Here is a 24,265-nt window from a genome sequence, read left to right as displayed (position 1 = left end):
CCGCGTGCCGTCCCCACGGGCGTGGGGACGGTCGGTGCACCGATTCCGCTGCGTCACCGCCACGGCACCGTCCGGTATGACTGGACACCCATGGCCGGATACGCCGGTGTCCCGCTGCCGGCACGCCCTGTTCCCAGCAGACCTTACTCGATACGGGAGTCGCCGATATCCGGCCCGCCGGCGGGCGGGCCGGGCCGTCCAGGGGTGGAACACGCCGGTCATCGCGCGTATTCGCCGACGCGGAACCGGCCCATGTTCGACTTGATCCATCCGATCGTCGTGGTGAGCCCGGTGTCGAGATCGACGCTGGGCGCCCAGCCGAGCAGTTCCCGGGCCAGCGCCGGGTTCGACACCAGCCGGGCGACCTCGCTGTGCGGCGGCCGCAGCCGGGCCCGGTCGACGTCGACGGCCAGTTTCCGGCCGAGCAGATCGCCGACCGCGGTGACGAGCTCCGCCACCGAGACGTCGTGCCCGGTGCCCAGGTGGACGGTCCGCCCGACGGCGGCGTCGGACTCCGCCGCGGCGAGGAAACCGGCGACGGTGTCCGAGACGAAGGTGAGGTCCCGGCGGGTGTCGAGTTCCCCGAGGCGCAGCGTCCCCCCGGCCAGCGCCTGGGTGATGACGGTGGTCGTGACCGCGCGGGCCGACTGGTGCGGGCCGTAGGTGTTGAACGGCCTGAGCACGGTCACCGGCAGCTGGTGCGAGCGGTGGAACGCCTCCATCAGCTGGTCGCCGCCTGTCTTGCTGGCGGCATAGGGGGACTGCGCCGCCAGCGGATGATTCTCGGTCATGGGAATGGTGCGGGCGGTGCCGTACACCTCGCTCGTCGAGGTGTGCACGACCCGGCGCACCCCCGCGCGCAGCGCGGCCTCGGCGACGTTCAGGGTCCCGAGGACGTTCGTCTCGAAGAAGTCCCGGGCGTTGACGTAGGAGTACGGGATGGCGATCTGCGCCCCGAGGTGGAAGACGACCTCCACGCCGGCGGCCGCCCGCGCCACCGGCTCGACGTCGCGCAGGTCACCGAAGACGATCTCCATGTCGCGGACGACGTGCTGGTCGTGCCATTCCAGGCTGCCCCGCTCGCCCCGGGAGTTGTACCGGAGAAAGGCGCGGACGTGGCTGCCGCCGCGGACGAGCGCGGCGGCCAGGTGCCCGCCGATGAACCCGCCCGCCCCCGTGACGAGCACTGTCCGCGCGATCACCGGGCGGGCCCGGCCGGCTGGCCGTCCAGCGCCTCCACCGTGGCCGCCGGGTCCGTTGCCGGTACCGTTCCGGTGGAGCCTGTGCCGGTCGGCGTCGTGCCTGTCGGTCTCGTGTCCGCCGGACCCGGGGCCGGCTGCGGCTGCGTCGCGCGGACGGGCCCGGCGTCCCGGGCGGGGCCCTGCCGGCCGCGCTGGGCGCGGGCGAGCCGTTCGGTCATGACCGCCGCCGCCGATCCGAGGACGAGGCCGGCCAGCGTGCTGATCGTCAGTACCAGCCAGGCCGGGGCGCCCGCGGCCGAGCGCGGGAGCGCGGCGTCCTGCAGCAGCGACATGGTGGGATCACCGCTGTCGCGGACCTGGCCCAGCTCGATCAGCCGCTGCTCGAGGTCGGCGGCGGTGGCGCTCTGCTGGCTGGCGGCGCCGGGCTGGTTGCGCAGCGCGTCGAGCCGGGCCTGGAGCGGGCGGGCCGAGGCGTCGACCAGCCGCCGCAGCGTGGCCTGCCGGGTGTCGATCAGGGAGTGCGCGTACGTGTTCGCGACATCCGTCGCGGTCCGCGCCGCGGGCGCGGCGGCCGTGACCTCAAGGATGTTGGTCTGCCCCTTCGGCATCACGTCGACGGCCCGCTGGACGCGTTCCGCCGTCCAGGGTGCGCCGAGCCGGGTGGCCGTGACCTGCGCGATGCCGCGGTTGTCCGTGGCGGCGGCGGCGGTCTGGATCGTCCGGATCGGGTCCCCCAGGTCGCGGACGAGCGGCAGCCCGAGCAGGTGGTCGTCGTCCTGCGCCAGCGGTGTCACGAGGACGTCCGCCCTGGCGTGGTAGGTGGTCGGGCGCAGGGCGAGCGCCAGCAGGCCGCCGCCGAGCGCGGCGAGCGTGACCAGCGTCACCAGCAGCCGGTGCGCCCGAAGGGCCCGCAGGTCGCCGGCGGGACGCTCGTCGTCCCGCCCCCACGCGGGGCCGTCCCGCCACGGCGGCGTCTCCGGAGCCGCCCCCGGAGCCGCCCCCGGCATCGGGGACGTCGGTGTGGATGGCGTCGTGGGACGTTTCTCCGGTGGCTTTATCGGTGGCTCCATGTCGTCACCTCGCAGGCGTCTCCGTCGCCGCTGTCCCGGCGCCGGGAGCTTGTTCTGGCGAGTGCCAGGGCCTTCCCCGCCGCGGCCACGACCTGTTCCTGCTGGTCGTCGCGCATGTGGGCGAACATGGGCAGGGTGACCGTGCGTGCCGCGTACCGGTCCGTCAGCGGGAGTTCCCGCCGGGCCGCTTCCGGCGGGGCCGCGTGGACGGTGCTGCGGTGGACCGGCGGATAGTGGACGCTGGTCTGGATGCCCTGGTCGGACAGGTGGCCGCGAAAGGCGTCCCGGTCGGCGTCCGCGGGCAGCACGACGGTGAACAGATGATGCGAGCGGGCGCACCCGTCGTCCGCGGGACGGCCCGGGATCACGATGTCGAGGCCGCCCAGCGCCGCCCGGTAGCGGGCGTCCAGCCGGGCCCGCCGCTGGTTCTCCGCGGCCAGCCGCCGCAGCCGGCAGGCGGCCAGCGCGGCCCGCGGCTCGTCGATGCGGTAGTTGTAACCGAGTGCGACGACGTCGTACGTCTGCGCGTGGCCCCGGTGGCGGTCCCAGGTGAGCGTGGTCATGCCGTGGGAGCGCAGCAGCCGGACCCGGTCGGCGATCACCGGGTCCGCGGTCACCACGACGCCGCCCTCGCCGGCCGCGAGGTTCTTGTTCGCGAACATGCTGAAGGCGCCGGCGGCGCCGAAGGTGCCCAGGTGGCGGCCGTGCCACCACGACCCGGCGGCGTGTGCCGCGTCCTCGAGGAGGATCAGGCCGCGGCGGGCGCACAGGTCGCGCAGGGCGCCGATCTCCCCGGGGTGCCCGCCGTAGGCGACGTACAGGACGGCCTTCGTCCGGCTTGTGATCAGCTGCTCGCAGCCGGCCGCGGACAGCCACGGCCGCGCGAGCCCGGCGATGTCGGCGAAGACCGGTGTCGCGCCCGTGTAGCGCACGGCGTTGGCGGTCGCCACGAACGTCAGCGACGGGACGATCACCTCGTCCCCGGCGGTCAGCCCGGCCGCCAGGCACATCAGGTGCAGCGCCGCGGTCCCGTTCGTGACCGCGACGGCGTGCCGGGTGCCGACGAAGCGCGCGAAAAGCCCCTCGAACTCCTGGGTGCGCGGGCCCATGCTGAGCCATCCCGACCGGTAGGTGTCGGTCACCGCCCGCAGGTCGTCGTCCGCGATGACGAGATCCGACAGCGGCACGGCCCAGCCCGCCTCGGCCCGGTTCGTCATGGCCTGCTCTGTCATGGCCTGTTTCGTCATTGTCACTGCTCGGTGAGAAGTGAGACGTCCTGTACCGCCCGTTCGTATTCCTGGGGCGTGCCGATGTCGTACCAGGGGGCGTCACTGGGATATGCCGCGACCTTCTCACCGGCCGCGAGCAGGCGCTGGACCAGTTCCGGGAACTGGCATTCACCACGCGGGAGGTATTTCAGCGCCCGCGGCTCGTAGATGTAGACGCCCATGCTCACGTCGTAGTGCAGCGTCGGTTTCTCCCGGTAGGAGCTGACATAACCGTCCGTGGTCTCGAGCACGCCGAGATCGATGTCGACCGGGTTCTTGTGGGTGGCGATGGTCAGGGCGGCGCCGGCCTCGACATGGAAGTCGACCAGTTCACGGTAGTCGAGGCCGGTCAGCACGTCGCCGTTCATGGCGATGAACGTCTGGTCGAGACCGGGGACGGCCCGCAGCGCTCCGGCCGTGCCCAGCGGTCTTTCCTCCCAGTGCCAGTGCAGCTCCAGGCCCGGTTCGAGCCGGGCCTGGGAGAAATAGGCCGCGATGAGCCCGCCCAGATAGTTCACGCAGAGATCTATCCTGGTCACCCCGACGGCTCGCAGCCGGTCGATGATGTGCTGCAGGATCGGGCGTTCACCGACCGGCACGAGTGGTTTGGGGATGATTGTCGTGTACGGGCGCAGCCTGGTGCCGAGCCCGCCGGCAAGGACAACCGCCCTGATGTGCGACAGACCGTTCATCCCGTTCGTCCCGTTCATCGGCATCCCCATCCTCGGCCCCCCGGTGCGGAACCCGTCTGCTCCGGCAGGTGGCACGTCCGGCTCGCGTGTCGTTGGCAGAAGAATTCCGGACCAGCCGGAAGAGCTCTTTTCGCCCGTCGCACCCGACGGTTTTCCCGTCGTGCCCGGACTTGCTGTGGAGCTCGGTTCCCCCGTCATGTTCTGCTTTCCCGGCGTATTCGACATCGAAACGGCAGAACAGCACGAGCGGGGTCCACAGCAGCAGTTTGCAGTCGGTGGTGAGCCGACGGTCACCGGCGTACAGGCGGTCGAGCCGCACCTTCTCCGGCAGCAGGTCGTCGACGTAGCGGCGTACCGGGTCCACGTCCCGCCCGGCGCCGATCAGGTCGCCCTCGTCCCGGAAGACGAGCTGGGTCCATCCCGACAGACCGGGACGGACCGTCAGGATCTCCTGATAGGCCCGCGGGTGCAGGGCCACGAACCTGGGATCCTCCGGTCTCGGGCCGACCAGGCTCATCTGCCCGCGCAGGACGTGCCACAGCTGGGGGATCTCGTCGATGCGCCGGCGCGCGAGAAAGGCGCCGATACGGGTGAACCGTTCGTCGCCGGTCGCCGTCACCGGCGGCCCCGACGTCCCCACCCGCATTTTCCGGAATTTCAGGACGGCCAGTGGCCTGTCCTGATGGCCCACCCGCAGCGCCCGGTAGCACACCGGCCCCCTTGATTCGATCTTGATGGCAAGAGCGATCAGGAGCAGCGCGGGCAGGGCCAGCAGCAGCAGGACAGCCGCCAGCAGCATCTCGGCGACCATCTTCGTCCCAGCGAGAAGTGCCTCCCCGCGGGTCCGCCCGGTCGCACCCGTCGCGCTGGGCATTCCGCGGAAGACGGATCCTTCGCTGGACGGGCACCCCGCGGCCGAATGCGCGCGTTCCGCTACCGGATGTTCCGCCCGCGCGGGTTCTGTCGTCATGGGTCCCGGCGCCGAGATATCTGTCGTCGAGATTCCCGTCACCGAGATATCCGGTGCCGAGATATCCGGTGCCGAGATATCCGGTGCCGAGATGGTGGTGAAAGCTCGCCGGATGCGCTCCGATATCCCGGCCGTGGCGGTCGGAGCCGGTTCGGCCGCATGAAAATCGTCCGTACGACGGACCACGTCCTCCCCCTGCTTTCCACGTCGGCCGGTGGCGCACCGCCAGCCGGGCCCGGCGGATTCCACCGGTGGCCGGGCTGGGTCCGGCGGATCCCGCTGGATCCGGGGGCCGGAGGCCGGGCCGGACGGCCCGGGGCAGGTGTTCCACCGGTCGCCGACGGGTCTGGAAACCGCATCGTCACCGTACGTCCGCCCCTGCCGCCACCGGCTCCCCCATCGGCACCAACTCCGCTACGCCAGATGCGGGTGGCGGGAGCCGCCCGGGCCCGGCCTCCCCCCGGCGATGAAGCGGGCGACCCGGCCGGCCTCGGCTTCCAGGGTCACCGCCCGGGCCGTGTCCAGGCCGTGGGCGACCAGCCGATCCCGCAGGCCGGCGTCGTCGACGAGGCGGTTGATCGCGGCCACCAGCTCCCCGACGTCCGAGGGCGGCACGAGCAGGCCGGCGCGTCCCCCGTCGAGCGCGGCGCGCACGCCGCCGACGTCGGTCGCCACGACGGGCGTCCCACAGGCAAGGCCCTCCATCAGCACCTGCGGCACACCCTCGGTGAGCGAGACGTGCACGAGGATGTGCGCCTGCCGGTAGAACCGCAGCAGAGCCGGGCCGAAGGGGACGTAACCCCCGAAGACGACGCGCCCGTCGACGCCGAGCCGGCGGGCGTGCCGCCGGACCGCGTCCTCCAGCGGCCCGCGGCCGAGCAGCCGCAGCACATGGCGCCCCGGCCGCTGCCGCTCCAGGTGGGCGAGGGCGTCGACGAGCAGCAGGGGGTTCTTCTCCCGGTCGACACGGCCGACGGCGAGCAGTTCGAGTGGCCCTGTCCAGTCACGCTGTGGCACGGCCGTGGCGACGTCCCGGGCGGGGACCAGGGTGACCGTCATCGGCAGGACCGCCGCCCGCCGCCGCCCGCCGTGGCCGGGAAACCCGTGGCCGGGAAACCCGTGGCCGGGAAACCCGGCCCACCGGCGCTGTTCCCATCGGCGTAACCGCAACCACAACCGGAGTCGAGGCCGGAGTCGAGGCCGGGCGCCGGAACGGGATCGGCGGGAGCCATATCCGCGGGCGAGTTCCGTCCCGACGACCGTTGTCGGCAGCCACCGCGCCAACAGACGGTAGCTCCTGTCCAGTGCCCAGACCGGCACGAGCGCCGGTGCCCACCGGCGGCCGGGCAGGCGGCTGCGGAAGTAGGCGGGGGTGTCCTGACGGACCCCGAGGACGACCCGTCTGCGCCGCAGGAGAGCGAGCGCGATCAGGAGCATCGCGAACGGGTTCGGCCCGAGCACCCACACGACGTCCACCCGCGCCAGTCCCCGCCACATCCCGGTGGCGGTGCCGGCCGCCGCGCGCGCCAACGCGCCCAGCCGGCGCAGGCTGGCGTAGTACGGCAGCGCGACGAGTTCGGTGCCGGGCGGCAGGACGTGGTCCGCGGGCCGGTCCGCGCGGAGTGTGCGGCCGAAGAGGACGAGCCGGTCGAAGTGCTGCCCGACCGCGCAGGTGAAGAGGAGGAACGCCTGGTCGGAGGAGATCCGCGGACCGTCGGCGGTCCGCTCAAGCCGGAAGACGTCGTCGGAGTAGACGCCCAGGCGTCCGTCCATGTTCGGTCATCATTCGGTCATCCCGATCGGTGTTCGGTGACAAAGAATGCCAAAAAGCGGCACAAGAACGGCCAGAGGAGGCAAGATTGCCACCTTTGATCATTGGCATTAAGCGGATAGTCATCAGCGTAGTCCGGCTCCCGGCAGCGGGCCAGTCCTCCTGGCGCGCCGGCAACGGCGGGGACGGCGGGGACGACGGACGACAGCGGCAGGGCCGAGAGCCGCTGGCCCGTCGCCTCCCGGGCCGGTGCGCCAGGAGGACGCGAAGAAGAACGCGCGGTAGTGAGCGGACGGCCGTGAGCGGACGGCCGTGAGCGGACGGCGAGCGGCGGACAGCGGACAGTGGATATAGGCTGCCGAGAATGGCCGCGCCTTGGCGGGGGGATGGCGACGGCGGCCCCCGGCATCCCAGCTTCGTCTCGTCGGCGCTCGCGACCTGGGGCACACAGCTTGCGGTCGCCGTCCTCTCCCTCGCCAACGTCCTGATCGTCGCGCGGTCACTGGGCGCCACGGGCCGGGGCGACGTCGCCTTCCTCACGGTGATCGCCTACGTCGTCTCCCAGCTCTCCCTGCTGGGCGTGGAACAGGCGAACGTCAACTTCGCCTCGGCCGAACCCGGGCTGCGGCCGGCGCTGGCGACCAACTCGGTGCTGCTCGCCCTCCTGCTGGGGACGGCCGCCGCCGGCGCGGTCGGCGGCCTGATCGCGCTCTTCCCCCAGGTCGGCGGGCATTCGTCGGCCGGGCTGCGCTGGCTGGTCCTCGCATCGGTCCCACTGTTGATCATGCAGGTCTACCTGCTGTTCCTGGCACAGGCCGACTACGCCTTCGGGTTCGCGAACGCGGTGTACCTGCTCGCCCCGCTGGTGAACGTCACCGTCGACGGCCTGCTCGCCGCCCTCGGCATGCTCAGCGTCGCCGTCGCGGTCGCCGCCTGCATCGGCGGCCAGGTGCTGGGCACCGCGCTGATGGCCTGGTATGTGGGACGCCGCGCGGCCGGGTTCGGCCGCCCCGACCTGCGCCTGGCGCGACGGTCGCTCGGCTTCGGGATGAAGGCGCACGCCGGGCAGACGATGCTGCTCGCCAACTACAAGCTCGACCAGTGGCTCGTCGGCGCCATCGCCGGTGCCCACCAGCTGGGTGTCTACAGCGTGGCGGTCGCCTGGGCCGAGGCGCTGTTCTATCTGCCGACGGCGCTGGCCGCCGTGCAGCGCCCGGACCTGGTGCGTTCCCATGGGGGCGATGCCGGCCCGCAGGCCGCGGCCGTGTTCCGGGTGGCGGTCCTTATCACGTTTCTGGTCGGCGCCGGTCTGGTCCTGGCCGCGCCTTTTCTCTGCGTGACCGTCTTCGGCGCCGAGTTCCAGGACTCGGTCGTCCAGCTGCGCGTTCTGACGGTGGGCGCGTTCGGGGTCGTCGCGCTCAAGCTGCTGGGCAACGCGCTGACCGCGCGGGGGAAACCGCTGCTGGAGACCGCCGCGGTGGGCATCGCGTTCGCCGCCACGGTGGCGCTCGACATCATGCTCATCCCCGGGCACGGCGGTGTCGGAGCGTCGGTCGCCTCGGTGCTGGCGTATTCGGCCGGCGGGATCGCGGTCGCGGTCATCTTCGCGCGGGCGTTGGGGACGGGCTGGGGCATTCTTGTCCCGCGATGGGGTGACGCGCGCGTGCTCGGGCGCGTCGGCCTGCGCTTCTCAGCGCGGCTGGTGCCCTCCCGGGCGGCGACGGTGAACACATTCCGCGGCGACGGATGACCCGTTTTTTCGTTTCAGCCGTTTCAGCCGTGTCGCCGTGGCCGGTCGAGAAGCCCGCGCAGGGTGCCGAGGGCGTAGCCCGCGTGCAGCGCCCCGAAACAGGCCGCGACCCTGGCTGTCATCGCCGGAAACCCGTCCGGGTGGCCCCCGGCGACGGTCATGCCGGGAACGGGCCCGCCTCGGCGCGCGCGTCTCACCGCCGTGGCCGCCGACAGCGACGCGGCGGCGGGATATGCCAGCGCACCAACGGTGAGGGCCGTCCGCGCCCTGGCGGCAAGGACCGCCCGATGCGTTCTGGACGCAAAGACCGACGCTCCCGCCAGCCCCACAAGTGCGAGCAGGAAGGACGCCGGCGCCAGATGCCGGGGCCGGAGCATGCCGTGGTGTGCCCGGCACACCCGTACCCGGGCCCGGCCATATCCGTAGTACTGGCCGAACGCGGCCCGCCAGGAGGGCCGAGCCAGATAGTGGAACCCGATCGAGGTGTCGAGCACTATGCGGTAGCCGGCCCGCCGCAGCCGCCAGTTCAGCTCCTCGTCCTCGCCGCAGACCATGTCGGGGTCGAAAAGGCCGACACGTTCGAGCGCCGCCCGCCGGTAGATCCCGCACTGGACGGTGTCGACGAACGCGTGTTCCGCCCGGCCCGCGTATTCGCTGCCCCCGACACCGAAACGGCACGTGCGGGCGAGTGCGGCCGCCGCGCCGAACCGGGTGTCGCCGTGCTGCCGCGGCCGTCCGCCCACACAGGCGACGTCGGGCGGGCCGTCCCGCAGCACGGCGACAGCACGGCGCAGGAAGTCACGCTCCGGGTAGCCGTGCGCATCCACCTTCGCGACCAGGCCGTTGCCGGAGAGGCTGATGGCGAGGTTCAACGCCGCGGGCAGGTTGCGGCGCCGCCCGTCGGCTATCACGCTCAGGCGCCGGTCGGTGGCCGCCCGTTCGGCCGCGATCGCGACGGTGCGGTCCCGGGAGCCGCCGTCGACCAGCCAGACCCGCACCAGTTCCGCCGGATAGTCCTGCGCCAGCACTGCGTCCAGGCAGCACCCGACGTAGCGTTCCTCGTCATATGTCGAGATGATGACGTCTATCGTTTCCCGCTCTGTCATTTCCTGGTCCGTCGTTTCCCGGTCTGTTTCCTCTCGGTTTGCTGTCTCCTGGTCTGCCGTTTCCTGGTCGGCTGTTCTTCGGGCCAGGGTGTTCCCGTCCGGGGTGTTCCAGACCGTGATGTCACGCTGGCCGGCCGGTGGCACGGCGCCCTCCGTCCCGGCATTCTCGGCCGCCATGTCAGGGTGCCGGGCGAGCTGCCACGTCCGGCGTGCCGACCTTGGGAGGCTCTTTCCCGGGACGTTCGTGCTCGGCGTGCCATCCGGTTTCCCCCTGGATATCCCCGCGGGCGACACCGGCGATGATGTACCGCCAGTTCCGCGGGGTGACCCGTTCGCACAGGGCCCGGTCGACGGTGCCGAGCGCCCGCCGCTGCCGTTCGGAACGGCCGAATCCACCGAGTATCCCCAGCGTCGTGTAGTCGACCGTCCCGAACGCGGACAACAGCCCGACGGCATCCTCGGCCGACAGATAACTGCATCCCTTCCGGCCCCAGCCGAAATGGGTGCGGAAGAAACCGTGGATTCTCGTCCCCGCCGCGTTCTCCGCGAACCACAGCTCGCCGCCGGGTTTCAGCGCCCGGTACATGTTCGCGACCGCCTTCCGCTGCGGGACGGGCCAGCTGTCACCGCCGGTGGTCATTCCCGGCAGCAGGGACTTGAAGGCGACGACGTCGAAGGCGGCCGTGTACGGGAGGTTCAGCACGTCGATCCGCTCGTAGGTGACCGCGTCGCCGACGCCGTACTCGGCGTGCAGCCGCCGGGCGGCCGGCGACGGCTCCTGAAGGCCGGAGCACACGACCTGGAATCCCTTCGTGGCCAGCCACAGCGAGAGGCCACCATGCGTCCCACCGAAACCGATCTCGAGGACGCTGGGGGTGGCCGCGTCTGCCCCGCCATTTTTCCCCCGGAATCCGCCGTCGTCCCGGAACCTGCTGTTTCCCCGGAACCTGCTGTGCTCCTCCCAGAAGGACAGGCATCTCGACCAGTTCGTCACGTCCCAGCCGATGCTGTCGCGGAGGAGGCTCGCTCGGTCCATGTCCGCTCCTCTGCCCCCGTACGCGTGAAGTAACCAGGTCCGGCCCCATCGTCGACGTTTGGTCACAGGACGTGACGTGACTGCGCGCTGACTCGTGATCTAGCGCAGGGTCGCGCAGGGGGTGGGCTCGAGGGAGGCGGTGTTGTCGTGCGGCTGGCCGAGGGCGAGGACCCGCATGTGGGTGAGCAGGCTGGGCGGCAGGTCGACGTACGTCTGGTCCCCCCAGGGGTAGGGCACCGTGGTCGACAGCGGGTTCTGCGCGACGAGACCGACGCCGCCGCCCGTGTCGCCGAGGATCATCCCGTACCGCTGGAGCGCGCGAGCAACGATCGTTTCGTACGGGTTGAGGCCGAGGGCGGAGAGGTCCACGCCCGGGTCGAGCTGGAGGCGCGCACCCTCGGGGATCGCGCCGGCATTCGTGCTCCGCCCGTCGCCCTCGGTGGCCGGCAGGACGGGGGCGCCGGCTCTCGTGTCCGGATAGGCGAAGAACAGGGCGTGCCGGATCTCGCCGTCCCGTAGCTCCTCGGGGCGGATCACCCCCGCGGCACCGGCCGCGCCCGAACCGGTCGCCGACAGGCCGCGGGGGTACCAGCCCGGCCCGGCCGTGGAGGTCGCGTTCGCCCAGGACGCCGACCATCCGCCGTCGGCGCCCCGCACCGCCTGCCAGAAGTCGTACTCGCACCCGGTCGCACGGTCGACGATCACCATGTGGCCGTCGCCGGCCGGGTCGGGGACGGCGTTCGCGGGGATCGGGACGTCGGAGATCGTCGACGCCGGTGCCCACGGGGCGGTCAGTGTGACGGTGTGTCGTGGGGTGGCCGCGTCGGCGTGGTACAGCGGCCTCGACCACTCCCCGACCGCGATCACGAAGCTTCGTGATCGCGCGGCCTCGACGACCGTGTGCAGCATCGTGGCCGAGTGCGCGTCGGCCTGCGCGTCCCCTGGGACCGGGGTGTTCCACGGGCTCGTCGGCGCGTAGAGCGCTGGCGCCGGTGCGCCGGCCGAGGGGGGCGGCGGGGTGGGCGCCGGCGGCCGCGGCTCCTGGCAGGCCTGGAGACCGGCGCCCGCCACCAGCGCCAGCAGAGCCGACAGCAACACGGCAGCTCGGTGCCGGGCCCGGGATCGCGGACCGCGGGGAACATCCGGGCCGGACGGAGTGGACGATCCGGATATTTCGAACGGACCGGACAACGGCGCGGGCAGGTGATTTCTGGGCACACTACTTCCTCACGGGAACGAACCCCCCCGGGCGGAGGCACCCTAACAGCTTCCTCCCGGTACACCCAAATCCGAACAACGACGTATGGACGCACACATCGGTATCATCACGCCGACAGTCCGGCGAAACACATGGAGTCAGCGCGGACCATCCGTGCCGCGACCGCGGGAATCATGTCGCTCACCGTTCGTCGGGATATGTCCGGATGCGCATGGAATCCCGGTACCGATGGTGATGCCCACCAAATCCCGGATGATTCCCCTGCCGTACCCGACGGATACATGCCGCGCCGCGCCAGCGCGGCCACCGCCAGTGGCAGTCGCCGATGATTCCGCCCGTATGCCGATCCGCGACGGCAAGTTCGACCAGTAGTCCGGCGCCGACCGATCCAGGGGTGGTGTACCCCGGGGTCGCCGACGCTGGCCGCTCCTGGCTGGAGGCGGGACGGCCGGAGCAGGCCATCCCGCTGTTGGACGATGGACTGCGCCTGTTCGGGCACAGCCAGCCGCGCAACCGCCTGCTGCACGGGGTATCCCTCGCCCAGGCCATGCTGCTCACCCGCCAGCCAGATGGCGCGGTCCAGGCCACCGATCAGGCACTCGCTTTGACCGCCGGACAAGACTCCGGCCGCGTCCGCACCCGCCTCGCCGAGCTGCGCACCGCACTCGCCGCGTCGACGGCGAGCCAGGCCATCGAGGCCGCCGACAGGGTCGCGGCCGCATCCACGCGTAGCCTGGTGGCGCTGGAGGGCACGCACAGAGGGCACGAGGAGACCCCGTTCATGTGGCTGGCCACGAACGTCCCACTCGCCTCGCTGACCACGCTGCGCCCTCGGTGGCCCCGCCCAGGAAGTGGCCGTCCTCGACGACCCTGGCGACTTTCCCGAACTCGTCGCCGCCGCCGGTCGCGCGGGGAGTGCGCCAAGGGTCATCGGGGCCGGCAGCAACCTCCTGGCTGCCGATGACGGCACGGTCCGCATCGAGGCCGACCAGCGGGCGGCCGCGTCCGGGCTGTGCACACCGGCGGTCGCGTCCCGCAGCCCCGCTCTGGTCGAGGGCGGCTCACTGGCTTACCTCACCATCCGCCGGACAGCCACGCCGGGACGCTGGCAGCTCGGCGCCATCGGCCACGGCCCCGACGGCCGCCAGCTCGCCGCCCGCGTCATCGGCCAGATCGACGTCTGGGACCGGGGCCCGTACCGCCGATCCCGAACTGCTCGTGTTCCCCACCGGGGTGCCCATACCGGACACCACAAGAGGAAAGATAATTCTCAAGCCCGACAACCGGCTGATTCTGCGCTACTGAAGGCGGTCCCGGCCGGGCCGCGCGCTGTGTCGCGGAGCGCATACGGCATACCGCCGCGGTGGCCGGGTACGAGTCAGTGGTCCTCGTTGTCGAGCGAGGACACGGTTGTCGGGCGAAGAGATTTCGCGAGTATTGGGGGAAGTTTATGATGGCGCCGACCGACACGGCCCGCGGTATCCGTCGGGGCGTGTCGTGAGGGTGGTTCTCTGCGACGGCCATCGCATGTTCGTCGAAGGTATGGCGACGATGCTGACCGCGCGCGGCTGGACGGTGTGCGCGGTGGCGTTCACCGCCGCCGACGCCGAGAACGCGATCCGATGTCACCGGCCCGACCTGGGGATGATCGACCTCGGTTTCCCGGACGGCGACGGCCTGGATCTGATTCGTTCCCTCGCCGGCCTGGCACCGGTGACGAATCTGCTGCTGCTCACCGGCTCCACCGACGTCGCGGCGATCAGTGCCGCCATCCGGGCCGGTGCCGGCGGGATGGCGTCCAAGACGCAGGACATCGAACGGGTCATCGCGATCGCGGAACGCGTCGGCCGTGGAAAGACGATGACCGACGTGTGCGCCGTCGTGCGAGGTGCGCGCACCCCCCGCCGCTCCGGCGCGCCGGCCACCGTTGACACCCTGCTGACCAGCCGGGAGCGGGACGTGCTCGTCCGGCTCGGGCGGGGGCAGAGCACCGCCGTTCTCGCGGCGGATCTCGGTATCACGGTGAACACGGCACGCTCGCACATCCAGAACGTGCTGACCAAACTCGGCGTACACAGCCGGCTGGAAGCCGCCGCGCTGGCGGCCAGGTCCGGCCTGCTGGACCGCGCCGGCTGACCCCGCTTTCCCTCGCGGCCCCGGCCGGCCCTCCCACGACAGGGATCCTGAGGTTCCTGCCCTGCCGGGGCCCCTGCCACGACAGGGCTTCTTCCACAATTGACGCGCCTTCGGCCGGCCCTTCCGCGAGCGATTCCCGGGCTGATCGCAGGTGCGTCGGAGGTGTGCTGGAAGCACCCGGACGGTACATGTCCAGCATGCAACCGAGCCGGCTACTGATCGTCGATTCCCAGCGTGCCTTCAGCAGTGTCATCGCCGCCGCCATACGTATCGAGAACGATTTCACGGTGCTGGACGCGGTGCCCAGCCTGGAGACGGCGAACAGGATTCTGGACATGCGTCAGGTGGACATTCTTCTACTTGACGTGGAACTGCTCGGTGAAGACGCGGCCGAACTCGCCAGGCGACTGCGACGGCTGTGCGAACGGCTGCCGACGATCGTTGTGACCGATCTGGACGACCCACGTCTGGCCGCCGCCGCGGTACGCGCCGGAGTACGTTCGTGGGTGCCGAAACGGCTGGGCCTGCGCCACCTGATATCCGTGGTACGAGGTATTCGTGACGGTGAGAGCTGGTTTCCGCCGTCCCTGCTGGGGGCTGTTCTCACCGAGCTGGCACGGTCGGCGCAGCCGTCCCCCGCGCAGCGGAAGCTCGCCACCCTCACCCGCCGCGAACGGCAGATCCTGCAGTGCATGGTGAACGGGCTCGACCGCGGCGCCATCGCCGCCCAGCTGTTCCTGTCCTCGAACACCGTGCGCACCCACGTCCAGAACCTGCTCGGCAAGCTTGAGGTCCATTCCGGGCTGGCGGCGGTCGCGTTGGCCGCCCGCGCCGGTATCGCTCTCGACGGAGCACCGGACGAGGCGGCGGATTTCGTGGTGGCCTTCGACGGCGCGGCCGGGCCCTGGCCGCCGGCAGGGCTCAGCCGACGCTGACGGACGCAGACGGGCGCCCGCGACGAGGGCGGCGCGTTCGACGGCAGGACCCTGCCGTTGTCGGGTTTACGCGGCAATGCGGCGGACGGGCGTGACGGCGAGCCTGGACGCCGGGCGCCGTCATCCAGTCGCCTGGCTGTACGTAACCGTATGTTCACTCTGTTGCCGCCGGTCGTCCGCGGACGACCGGCAATGTTGTCGTCATGACAGAGCCGCCGGTGGTCATATTCGGCCAGAGCGCCGATGGTGACAGATGGTGGGCGGTGTTGCCCTCCGCCGAGGTCCTGCGCGCGTCGCGTTTCGACGATCTTCTCGCCCGTGTGGAGCGCGCGATGGCCGGGCAGGCGCCCGGCCGCCCGTTCGCCCTCATGCTCGACCACCGCGGCACCCGCGAGCCGGGCGTCACCCCGCGTCCACGCCGCCGCGGCCGCCGGCCGGCCCGCCCCTCCCAGCCGTCCACCGGGTAGGAACCGGTCACGCGGTCCAGCCACGCGGTGCCACCTACTCCATCCGGCTGCGGGGAGGACGAGCTGGAACCGGGCGCCGTCCTCACCCGTCCCCGCACCTGTGACCATGGTCTGCTCCCGTCGCCGGACCCCGTCGGGTGAGCTCCGGGCGCGGTGGGCGTGCGACGCCACCGCCACCGCCACCGCCGGGGCCGGGGGGATGTGTGGTGGTGTGAACCGGGCGGAGAATCCGGACAGTTCCCGCCCGGTGGGCGGCGGGCCGCCATCGTATTAGCCGATGCTTTCGCGGGGCACCGGTGCCGGTGGTTCTCCGGCCGCTTCCGGGACCGTGCGCCGGGACGGATGGGGCGGAAATGTTAACGGCCGGCCGGCGGAACCGCATCCGCCACTGTCACGCCCCGTCAGAAAAACGGGTGAAGATGGCAATGTTTACCATCACACGGCGGCCGGGCATCCTGGAGCAAGGCGCCGGTTCCTGAAGCCAGCGGCTTACCGGCCGACCATGAAGGGAAACGACATGAAGCTCGTGAAAAAGCCCCTGTACCTGCTGCCCGCGGTGGGCGTGGCCCTCTCTGCGGTCCTGGTCGCCCCGGCGGCCGCGCAGGCGGCTCCGTCAACGGGCCATTTCGACAAGTCGTACGGGAGCGGGTACGACTACGGTAAGTACGACTTCAAGTCATATGGTTTCAAGGACTTCGACCACAAGAAATTCGACCACGACTGGTACGGTTATGGCTGGTACGACCACGGCAAATGGTACGACGGCCATGGCTGGTACGACGGGCACGGCAAGTTCCACCAGGACGAGTCCTACAAGTAGGCACAGGACAAATCCTGCAAGTAGGTGCAGGGCAAGTCCTGCAAGTAGGTGCAGGGCAAGTCCTGCAAGTAGGTGGGAGTCACCGGCCCCATGGTGACGGGAGCCGGGTGAACGACCCCGTTCGTCCGCCGGGAAAGCCGGTGGGACAGTCAGCCGCCGGCTGGCTCATGCCGGCCATGACGGCGCCCGCAGGAATCCCACGGCCGGGACATCGTGCCTGAGACCGCCGGCGCGCACCGGCACCTTTCCGCCGGACGACGGGGAGAGAAATCCGCGGGCCGCCCACGACACCGGGCGGCCCGCGGGCCCATCTGTGGCCACCATTCTCCCGCGTGGCAACGGCCGCCGGTGCATGGCCGGCGACCAGCCCGGGGCGGGAGCCGGGCCGGTGCCGGGTGTTCCCGCCGGCGGTATCCGGTCAGGTGTTCTCGCCGGGGCCTTCGAGGTCGCCTTCGAGGTCGAGGTAGGTCTGGCGGAGGCCGTCGAGGGTGGCGGGGTCCGGCTTCTCCCACAGGCCGCGGTCGGCGGCCTCCAGCAGGCGTTCGGCGATGCCGCGCAGCGCCCACGGGTTGGACGCCCGCATGAAGTCGCGGGTTTCCGGGTCGAAGACGTAGGAGGCGGCCAGCGACTCGTACATCCAGTCCTGGACGACACCGGCGGTGGCGTCGTAGCCGAACAGGTAGTCCACGGTCGCGGCCAGCTCGAACGCGCCCTTGTAGCCGTGGCGGCGCATCGCCGCGATCCACCGCGGGTTGACCACCCGGGCGCGGAAGACCCGGTGGGTCTCCTCCCGCAGGGTGCGGGTGCGCACCGCGTCCGGTACGGCGCTGTCGCCGATGTAGGCGGCCGGGGACGCGCCGGTGAGCGCCCGCACCGCCGCCACCATCCCGCCGTGGTACTGGAAGTAGTCGTCGGAGTCGACCAGGTCATGCTCGCGGGTGTCGGCGTTCTTCACCGCCACCTGGATGCGGCGGAACGCCTGCTCCATGTCGGCGCGGGCCTGACGCCCGTCGAGGCCGCGGCCGTAGGCGTAGCCGCCCCAGACCGCGTACACCTCGGCGAGGTCGGCGTCCGAACGCCACTCCCGTGAGTCGATCAGGGGCAGCAGGCCGGCGCCGTACGCCCCTGGCTTCGAGCCGAAGATCCGGCTGGTCGCCCGCCGCCGGTCGCCGTGGGCGGCGCCGTCGCGGGCGAGGTCGGCGCGGACGTGCGCGGCGAGCAGGTTGTCGGCGTCGGCCTCGTCGTCGAGCCCGGCGACGGTGGTGATCGCGTCGTCGAGCAGGGCGATCACGTGCGGGAAGGCGTCCCGGAAGAAACCGGAGATCCGCACCACCACGTCCACCCGGGGCCGGCCGAGCTCAGCCAGCGCCACCACCTCGAAACCGGTCACCCGTCGGGAGGCGTCGTCCCAGGTCGGACGGCAGCCGAGCAGCGCCAGCACCTCCGCGATGTCGTCACCCTGCGTGCGCATGGCGGAGGTGCCCCAGACGGTCAGGCCCACCGAGGCCGGGTAGGAGCCGGTGTCGGCGAGGTGGCGGGCCAGCAGCGAGTCGGCGAGCGCCCGGCCGGTCTCCCAGGCCAGCCGGGACGGGATCGCCTTCGGGTCGACCGAGCAGAAGTTCCGCCCGGTCGGCAGCACGCCCACCAGCCCCCGGGTGGGCGAGCCGGACGGCCCGGGGGGCACGAACCCGCCGCCCAGCGCCCGCAGCACGTTGGTGATCTCGTCGGAGGTCCGGTCCAGGCGCGGCACCACCTCGGCGGCGGCGAACGCGAGCACCCGTTCGACCTCGGCGTACCCGGGGCCGCAGGCGCCGCCGCCAGCCTCGCCGCCGCCAGCCTCGCCGCCGCCAGCCTCGCCGCCGCCGGTTGTCCCGGTGTCTTCGGCCGCTTCGGCGTCCCCGGTGGCTCCGGTGGCTCCGATGCCCTCGACGGTGCCGGGAGCTTCGGCGAGGGCGTTGCCGGCGGCGCCTGCGGCGGTGTTGCCGCTGCTCCCCGCGCTGCCGCTGCCCGTGGTCATGCTCCCCGCGTTCTCCTCGGCGGCGGGCTGGGCGGCGCCGGATGGGAGAGCGTCAGTGGGAAGAACACTGTCCGTGAGGACGTCCGCGCACACCCTGGCCGCCGCGGCCGGGTCCCAGCCGGTGGCTTCCATGCCGGCGACGAGCGCGCGGGCGGCCGCCTCGAAACCGTCGACCTTCACCCGCGCGGCACCGCCGCCCTCGACCAGGCCGAGCGCGGCCCGCAGGCCCGGCAGCGCCCCCGCCGTGCCGCCCCACACCTGCGACGCCCGCAGGATCGCCAGCACCAGGTTCACCCGCGCGTCCCCGGCCGGGACGTCGCCGAGGATGTGCAGGCCGTCGCGGATCTGGGTGTCCTTCACCTCGCAGAGGTAGCCGTCGACGTGCAGCAGGAAGTCGTCGAAGTCGTCGTCGCCGGGACGCTCGTCCAGCCCGAGATCGTGGTGGAGCTGGGCGGCCTGGATCAGCGTCCAGATCTGGGCGCGGACCGCCGGCAGCTTGGCCGGGTCGAGCGCGGCCAGGGTGGCGTGCTCGTCCAGGAGCTGTTCCAGCCGGGCCATGTCACCGTAGGTGTCGGCGCGGGCCATCGGCGGCACCAGATGGTCGACGATGACCGCGTGCGCCCGGCGCTTGGCCTGTGTGCCCTCCCCGGGGTCGTTGACCAGGAACGGGTAGACCAGCGGCAGGTCGCCGAGGACCGCGTCCGGCGCGCACCCGGCCGACAGGCCGAGGCCCTTGCCGGGCAGCCACTCCAGCGTGCCGTGCTTGCCCAGGTGCACGACCGCGTCCGCGCCGAACTCCTCGTCCAGCCAGCGGTAGGCGGCCAGGTAGTGGTGGGACGGCGGCAGGTCCGGATCGTGGTAGATCGCCACCGGGTTCTCTCCGAACCCGCGCGGCGGCTGGATCATGAGCAGGACGTTGCCGAACCGCAGCGCGGCCAGCACGATCGCGGGCTCCGGCCCGTCCGCGGGCCGCGGCCGGCCGCCACCCCCGCCGCCTGCGCCGCCCCGGTCGTTCCCGCCGCCGGAGCCGCCGGGAACGTCACCGGGAGTGAGTACGGGCGGGTCGACGTAGAGGCTGCCGGGCGGATCGCCCCAGTGCCGGAGCATCCCTTCGCGCAGGGACGCCGGCAGCGCGTCGAACCAGCGCCGGTACACGCCCGCCGGCACCCGTGCCGGGGCGGCCGCGAGCTGCTGTTCGGTCAGCCACTCGACGTCGTGCCCGCCGGCGGCGATGAGCGTGTGGATGAGCGTGTCCCCGTCGGTGGGGACACCCCGTCCGCCCGGCCCGTTCTCGCCCAGGTCGTAGCCGGCGGCCCGCAGCGCGGCCAGCAGCCGGATGGCGGACGCCGGGGTGTCCAGGCCCACGGCGTTGCCGACCCGGGCGTGCTTGGTCGGGTACGACGACAGCACCAGCGCGATCTTCTTCTCGACGTTCGGGACGTGGCGCAGCCGGGCGAGCCGGGCGGCGGTCCCGGCCAGCCGGGCGGCGCGCTCGGGGTCGGCCAGGTAGACGGGCACCCCGTCCGGCCCGGATTCCTTGAACGAGAACGGCACGGTGATGATCCGGCCGTCGAACTCGGGGATCGCGACCTGCATGGCCGCGTCCATCGGCGACAGCCCCGCGTCGCTGCCCGCCCACTGCGCCCGCGACGACGTCAGGCACAGGCCCTGGAGCACGGGGATGTCGAGCGCGGCGAGCGCGCCGATGTCCCAGGCCTCCTCGTCCCCGCCGGCGGACGCGTCCGCCGGGCGGGTGCCGCCGGCCGCGAGCATCGTCACGATCAGCACGTCCACCCCGGCCAGCAGCGGGAGGACGTCGTCGGACGCCGAGCCCAGCCCGCGCAGGGAGGCGGCGAACACCGGCCGGGCATTGGCCCCGCGCGCCTCCAGCGCGTCGCACAGCACGTCCACGAAGGCGGTGTTCCCGGACGTCGCGTGCGCCCGGTAGAACACGACACCGACGGTGGGACGGTCCGTCTTCGCCGCGCGCATGCCGTGCACCCCGGCGGCGGGCATCGGCGTGGGCGGGGCGAACCCGAACCCGGTCAGCAGCAGCGTGTCGGCGAGGAAGCGGTACAGCTCGGCGAGGTTCGCCGCGCCGCCCTCCACCAGGTAGGCGAGCGCCTCGGTGGCGACGCCGGCCGGCACGGTGGAACGGCGCATCAGGTCGGCGTCGGGCACCGCCTCCCCGCCGAGGACGACCGTGGGCAGCCCGGCGGCGAGCGCCGCCGCCAGCCCGTCGGGCCACGCCCGCTGCCCCCCGAGCAGCCGGACGACCACCGCGTCCGCGCCCCGCAGCAGGCCGGGGACGCCGTCGGCGGCGAGCCGGGCCGGGTTCGCCACCCGCCACGGCATCCCGCTGGCCCGGGCCGCCAACAGCTCGGTGTCGGCGGTGGACAGCAGAACGATCACCGGCTCGCTGCCAGGAGGTGTCACGTCGATACTCCCGATGAGAAGAAAGGATCAGCCGGCGGACGGGTGCGGCACGCGAACCCAGGTGGTCGACGTCCTGGTCCCGGGTGGGACGTCGGTGTTTCAGGAGATGGCCAGGCAGCCGTCGGAGAGAACGATCTCCCGGGGGAGGCCGGTGGCGCGTCCGGCTCCGATGTCGTCCATGCCGGGCCGGGTGGCGGCCCGTGGGCCGTTGTCATGCGCGGCACCCGGTACCTCCGCGGCACCCGGTACCTCACCGCCGTGCCGCTGCCCGGCGTTGCGGACCTGCCACCGCATGCTGACCCTCACAGTCCGGTCGACCAACGGCATACCAACGGCACACTGTAGCCGGACGGGACGGGCCAGGGGCTGTTCCGCCGGATCCGGGCTCTTCGGCCACCCTCGCCCACCCTCGCCCACCTCTGCCGGCCGGCGTCCGCGGACACGGGAACAACGGGAACAACGGGAACGGCCAGCCGGGCAATGAGCCGGGCAATAAGCCGGCAGAAGCGGGACGCGGATGGTCGGCCCAGGCCGGGCCGCGCGTCACGCGACCGGTGTTTCCCGCGGTCAGCAGGATGTGAGCAGGCAGGCGTTCTTGTCCCACCAGGAGGCCACGGAGACGGCCGACTGGTCCTCCCGGACCGCCACGACGCGCTCGGAGTCGAACGCCCAGTTGATCTGGAACTTGCCGTCCTTCAGGAAGATGCACACCTTGCGGCCCAGCGTCTCCTTGACGGAGCCCGACGAGTGGTACCAGGTGGTGTTCGCCTCCTGGCCCTCCTTGCAGTTGCCCAGGCCGTTGACGGAGCCCGCGGCGCGGTCCAGGTACGCGTTCAGGTCCGCGACGGTCCGGTAGCGCAGGAACTGGATCTTGGTGGAGTCCGTGGCGGTCTCGCACGTGATCGCGGTCAGGGCGTTCCAGGGGGCCACCGACTCCAGGTCGGGACGGCTGTAGCAGGAGCGACGATCGATCTTGCTGCTGCTCAGCAGCGCGCAGACGGCCGCCTGATCGGTGTCAAGGGCCGGCGAGGCCGTCCCCGGCGTGCACGGCGGCCGGGACGTCGGCGTCGTACGGACCGGGCTCGGCGTGTGGCTCCTGGTCGGCGTGGGCGTGGGTGCGGGTGTCCTGGTGGACGGCGAGGTCGAGGGCGGGGGCGGCGGCGGGGGCTGCACCGTTCCGCTGCCGGTGAGGGCCAGGGCCACCAGCGGCCCCAGCACCGCCGTCAGCACAGCCACGAGGGAGGGAATGACGATATTGGGATTTCGCCACCACGGGTCGTTCGACAAGCTCGGTACCCCCTTGAGAGCCTGTTCCGACTTCGGCGCCTCTTCCGGGCCTTCCGCCCGCCCGGATGGTCATTACCCGGGCAGGCCTGACCACTCCCGCGGATCCTGCTCGTCCCGGCCAGACCGGTATACAGCGCCTGACGCTGTGACGGGAAACAGATGAGCGGATCCCCGCCGACGGATTACCGACAGGCCAGGACGAGCCGATCATCGGCCGGCGCGCCGGCCGGGACGAACGACAGCCGTTCCGGATCACGTCGAGCCGGCCATAACGGTCATTTCTCCGGACGGCCGGTGGGCGGCCGTCCGCGCGGCGCCCGGCGGCCGGCCGTGGGGCCGCTGTCACCTCGGTGCTCCCGGCGGGACGAAGGGCAGGCCGGCCGGCGGGCCGCCCTCGAGCAGCCGGCGGACGGCCGCGGTGTCGAGATGGTCCGCGACCAGGTCGCCGAGGGCGTCCAGGCGGCGGCGGCGGACGTCGGCGAAACAGGTGCGGGCCGGGGTGAACGAGCGCCCGGCGCGGGCCGCCACGTCGATGAGGAACACCCGGCGGAACTCGTCGTTCTCCAGCAGCCCGTGCCAGCTCGTGCCGGCGACCGCGCCGGCCCGCACCCCGTCCGCGGCGAACGGCTCGGCGGCCGATCCCCCGACCGCCCCTCTCGCCGACCCACCCGCCGACGCCGCGACCGGCCCGGTGTCGTGGACGGTGAGCCGGCCATGGCGGATCTCGTAGCCGGTCACGGTCAGGCCGTCGGGGGTCGTCCCGGTACGGCGGCCGAGCAGCTTGTCGGGGGCGAAGGCGGTGGTCACCGGCAGCAGGCCGAGGCCGTAGACCGTCCCGGCGCCGGATTCGACCGGGTCGTCGATGCGCCGGCCGAGCATCTGGTAGCCGCCGCAGATCCCCAGCACCGGCCGGCCCCGCGCGGCCCGGGCGCGCAGGGCGGCGTCCAGGCCGCGCCGGCGCAGCCAGCCGAGGTCGTCGACGGTCGCCCGGGTTCCGGGGACGACCACCAGATCGGCGTCGGTGAGGTCGTCGGGGCGGGTCGCGAAGCCCACCAGCACCCCGGGCTCGGCCCGCAGCGCGTCGATGTCGGTGATGTTGGACAGCCGCGGCAGCCGGATCACCGCCACCCGCAGGACGTCCCCCGGGTAGCTGTTGGTGCTGCTGCCGCCGGTACTACCGGTACCGTCGGCGGCAGTTTCGTCACTGTGGGTGTCGGCGGCGTTGGGTGTGCCGGCGCTGCCGGCGTCCGGGTGGGCCGGGTAGGAGGCCGGATAGGAGGCGAGGTCCAGGGAGTCCTCGACGTCCAGCCACAGCCCGGAGCGCCACGGCAGCACCCCGTGTACCGGACGGCCGGTGAGCCGTTCGAGCTGGCGCAGCCCGGGCTCGAGCAGCCGGGGGTCGCCGCGGAACTTGTTGACGATCCAGCCGGCGACCAGCGCCTGGTCGCCGGCGTCGAGCAGCGCGAGGGTGCCGAACAGGGCGGCGAACACCCCGCCGCGGTCGATGTCGCCGACGACGAGCACCGGCAGGTTCGCGGCCCGGGCCAGGCCCATGTTCGCGATGTCGGTGTCCCGCAGGTTGATCTCCGCGGGGGAGCCGGCGCCCTCGCAGATCACCGCGTCGAACCGGCCGCGCAGGTCGGCCAGGCAGTCCGCGACGATGCCGGCCAGCCGCGCCTTGTACGGGCGGTAGCCCAGCGCGTCGACCTCGGCGACCGGGCGGCCCAGCACGACGAGCTGGCTGTGCCGGTCGCTGCCGGGTTTGAGCAGCACCGGGTTCATCGCCGCCTCCGGCTCGACCCCGGCGGCGGCGGCCTGCATCGCCTGGGCCCGGCCGATCTCCGCGCCGTCCGCGGTCACCACCGAGTTCAGCGCCATGTTCTGCGCCTTGAACGGCGCGACCCGCACGCCTTCGCGGGCGAGCCAGCGGCACAGCCCGGCGGTGACGACGCTCTTGCCCGCGTCCGACGCCGTCCCGGCGACCAGCAGCGCTCCCCCGCTCACCGCCGGCCCCGCCGGCCCGGCCGGGCAGCGGCCCGCGCGCGAGCCGGGGAAGCGGGCTGTGCGGCGGCCTGTGCCGAGC

At 72.4% G+C, this 24,265-nt stretch carries 20 protein-coding genes; 7 read left to right on the top strand and 13 right to left on the bottom strand.

What is annotated here, in order from left to right:
* Window positions 1–218: 218 nt before the first annotated feature.
* From NBW84_RS00635 to NBW84_RS00615, 5 genes are read right to left on the bottom strand one after another with little or no spacing between them, the layout of a single operon-like run.
* Window positions 219–1,199 (bottom strand): SDR family NAD(P)-dependent oxidoreductase, encoded by a 981-nt coding sequence (locus tag NBW84_RS00635; protein ID WP_445548378.1) that lies wholly within the window; start codon window positions 1,197–1,199, stop codon window positions 219–221.
* Entirely contained in the window at window positions 1,199–2,209 is a 1,011-nt protein-coding gene (locus NBW84_RS00630; RefSeq protein ID WP_250280675.1) for a hypothetical protein, read from the bottom strand. The genes NBW84_RS00635 and NBW84_RS00630 overlap by 1 nt, the downstream gene beginning before the upstream one ends.
* A 47-nt stretch (window positions 2,210–2,256) precedes the next feature.
* Window positions 2,257–3,504, bottom strand: a complete 1,248-nt coding sequence (locus tag NBW84_RS00625; RefSeq protein ID WP_250280674.1) for a DegT/DnrJ/EryC1/StrS family aminotransferase — start codon at window positions 3,502–3,504, stop codon at window positions 2,257–2,259.
* Between the two features lie 17 nt (window positions 3,505–3,521).
* Complete coding sequence (locus NBW84_RS00620; RefSeq protein WP_250280673.1) at window positions 3,522–4,232, bottom strand: sugar phosphate nucleotidyltransferase; 711 nt, start codon at window positions 4,230–4,232, stop codon at window positions 3,522–3,524.
* Window positions 4,126–5,106 carry a sugar transferase gene (locus NBW84_RS00615; RefSeq protein ID WP_250280672.1) on the bottom strand — a complete coding sequence of 327 codons (981 nt, stop codon included), beginning with the start codon at window positions 5,104–5,106 and terminating at the stop codon, window positions 4,126–4,128. The genes NBW84_RS00620 and NBW84_RS00615 overlap by 107 nt, the downstream gene beginning before the upstream one ends.
* 94 nt (window positions 5,107–5,200) lie before the next feature.
* Here NBW84_RS00615 and NBW84_RS00610 point away from each other — a divergent pair, with 94 nt between their 5' ends.
* Window positions 5,201–5,365 (top strand): hypothetical protein, encoded by a 165-nt coding sequence (locus NBW84_RS00610; protein WP_250280671.1) that lies wholly within the window; start codon window positions 5,201–5,203, stop codon window positions 5,363–5,365.
* A 251-nt stretch (window positions 5,366–5,616) separates the two neighbouring features.
* Here NBW84_RS00610 and NBW84_RS00605 read toward each other — a convergent pair whose 3' ends face one another.
* Complete coding sequence (locus tag NBW84_RS00605) at window positions 5,617–6,975, bottom strand: glycosyltransferase (protein ID WP_250280669.1); 1,359 nt, start codon at window positions 6,973–6,975, stop codon at window positions 5,617–5,619.
* 362 nt (window positions 6,976–7,337) lie between these two features.
* Here NBW84_RS00605 and NBW84_RS00600 point away from each other — a divergent pair, with 362 nt between their 5' ends.
* Complete coding sequence (locus NBW84_RS00600) at window positions 7,338–8,723, top strand: oligosaccharide flippase family protein (protein WP_250280667.1); 1,386 nt, start codon at window positions 7,338–7,340, stop codon at window positions 8,721–8,723.
* Between the two features lie 23 nt (window positions 8,724–8,746).
* On the opposite strand, the gene NBW84_RS00595 is transcribed toward NBW84_RS00600, so the two are convergent.
* From NBW84_RS00595 to NBW84_RS00585, 3 genes are all read right to left on the bottom strand, one after another.
* Window positions 8,747–9,829 (bottom strand): glycosyltransferase family 2 protein, encoded by a 1,083-nt coding sequence (locus NBW84_RS00595; protein WP_250280664.1) that lies wholly within the window; start codon window positions 9,827–9,829, stop codon window positions 8,747–8,749.
* A gap of 178 nt (window positions 9,830–10,007) precedes the next feature.
* A complete protein-coding gene (locus NBW84_RS00590) occupies window positions 10,008–10,865 on the bottom strand; it encodes a class I SAM-dependent methyltransferase (RefSeq protein WP_250280662.1) in 858 nt (285 codons plus the stop codon).
* Between the two features lie 99 nt (window positions 10,866–10,964).
* Entirely contained in the window at window positions 10,965–11,963 is a 999-nt protein-coding gene (locus NBW84_RS00585) for a hypothetical protein (protein ID WP_250280660.1), read from the bottom strand.
* A 515-nt stretch (window positions 11,964–12,478) separates the two neighbouring features.
* Here NBW84_RS00585 and NBW84_RS00580 point away from each other — a divergent pair.
* The 5 genes from NBW84_RS00580 (at window position 12,479) to NBW84_RS00560 (ending at window position 16,442) form a co-directional block, all read left to right on the top strand.
* The gene (locus tag NBW84_RS00580; RefSeq protein WP_250280658.1) at window positions 12,479–13,048 is read left to right on the top strand and encodes a tetratricopeptide repeat protein; all 570 of its coding nucleotides are present in this window, start codon (window positions 12,479–12,481) and stop codon (window positions 13,046–13,048) included.
* A gap of 533 nt (window positions 13,049–13,581) precedes the next feature.
* Complete coding sequence (locus tag NBW84_RS00575) at window positions 13,582–14,220, top strand: response regulator (RefSeq protein WP_445548600.1); 639 nt, start codon at window positions 13,582–13,584, stop codon at window positions 14,218–14,220.
* 188 nt (window positions 14,221–14,408) lie between these two features.
* Window positions 14,409–15,155, top strand: a complete 747-nt coding sequence (locus NBW84_RS00570) for a response regulator transcription factor (protein ID WP_250280655.1) — start codon at window positions 14,409–14,411, stop codon at window positions 15,153–15,155.
* A 203-nt stretch (window positions 15,156–15,358) separates the two neighbouring features.
* A complete protein-coding gene (locus NBW84_RS00565) occupies window positions 15,359–15,622 on the top strand; it encodes a hypothetical protein (protein ID WP_250280653.1) in 264 nt (87 codons plus the stop codon).
* 517 nt (window positions 15,623–16,139) lie between these two features.
* Window positions 16,140–16,442, top strand: a complete 303-nt coding sequence (locus tag NBW84_RS00560) for a hypothetical protein (protein ID WP_250280651.1) — start codon at window positions 16,140–16,142, stop codon at window positions 16,440–16,442.
* 418 nt (window positions 16,443–16,860) lie between these two features.
* Here the strand turns inward: NBW84_RS00560 and NBW84_RS00555 are convergent, their stop codons facing one another.
* From NBW84_RS00555 to NBW84_RS00540, 4 genes are all read right to left on the bottom strand, one after another.
* On the bottom strand, window positions 16,861–20,814 hold the full coding sequence (locus tag NBW84_RS00555; protein ID WP_445548377.1) for a cobaltochelatase subunit CobN: 3,954 nt from the start codon (window positions 20,812–20,814) through the stop codon (window positions 16,861–16,863).
* A gap of 180 nt (window positions 20,815–20,994) precedes the next feature.
* On the bottom strand, window positions 20,995–21,189 hold the full coding sequence (locus NBW84_RS00550) for a hypothetical protein (RefSeq protein WP_250280646.1): 195 nt from the start codon (window positions 21,187–21,189) through the stop codon (window positions 20,995–20,997).
* Between the two features lie 273 nt (window positions 21,190–21,462).
* A complete protein-coding gene (locus tag NBW84_RS00545; RefSeq protein ID WP_250280644.1) occupies window positions 21,463–22,131 on the bottom strand; it encodes a hypothetical protein in 669 nt (222 codons plus the stop codon).
* A gap of 393 nt (window positions 22,132–22,524) precedes the next feature.
* Window positions 22,525–24,186 (bottom strand): cobyric acid synthase, encoded by a 1,662-nt coding sequence (locus tag NBW84_RS00540; RefSeq protein ID WP_250280727.1) that lies wholly within the window; start codon window positions 24,184–24,186, stop codon window positions 22,525–22,527.
* Window positions 24,187–24,265: the final 79 nt, after the last annotated feature.

Source organism: Protofrankia sp. CiP1_Cm_nod2 (assembly GCF_920664355.1).
In the GTDB taxonomy this organism is placed as follows: Bacteria; Actinomycetota; Actinomycetes; order Frankiales; family Frankiaceae; genus Protofrankia.
This window is presented reverse-complemented; position numbering and strand designations above follow the sequence as displayed.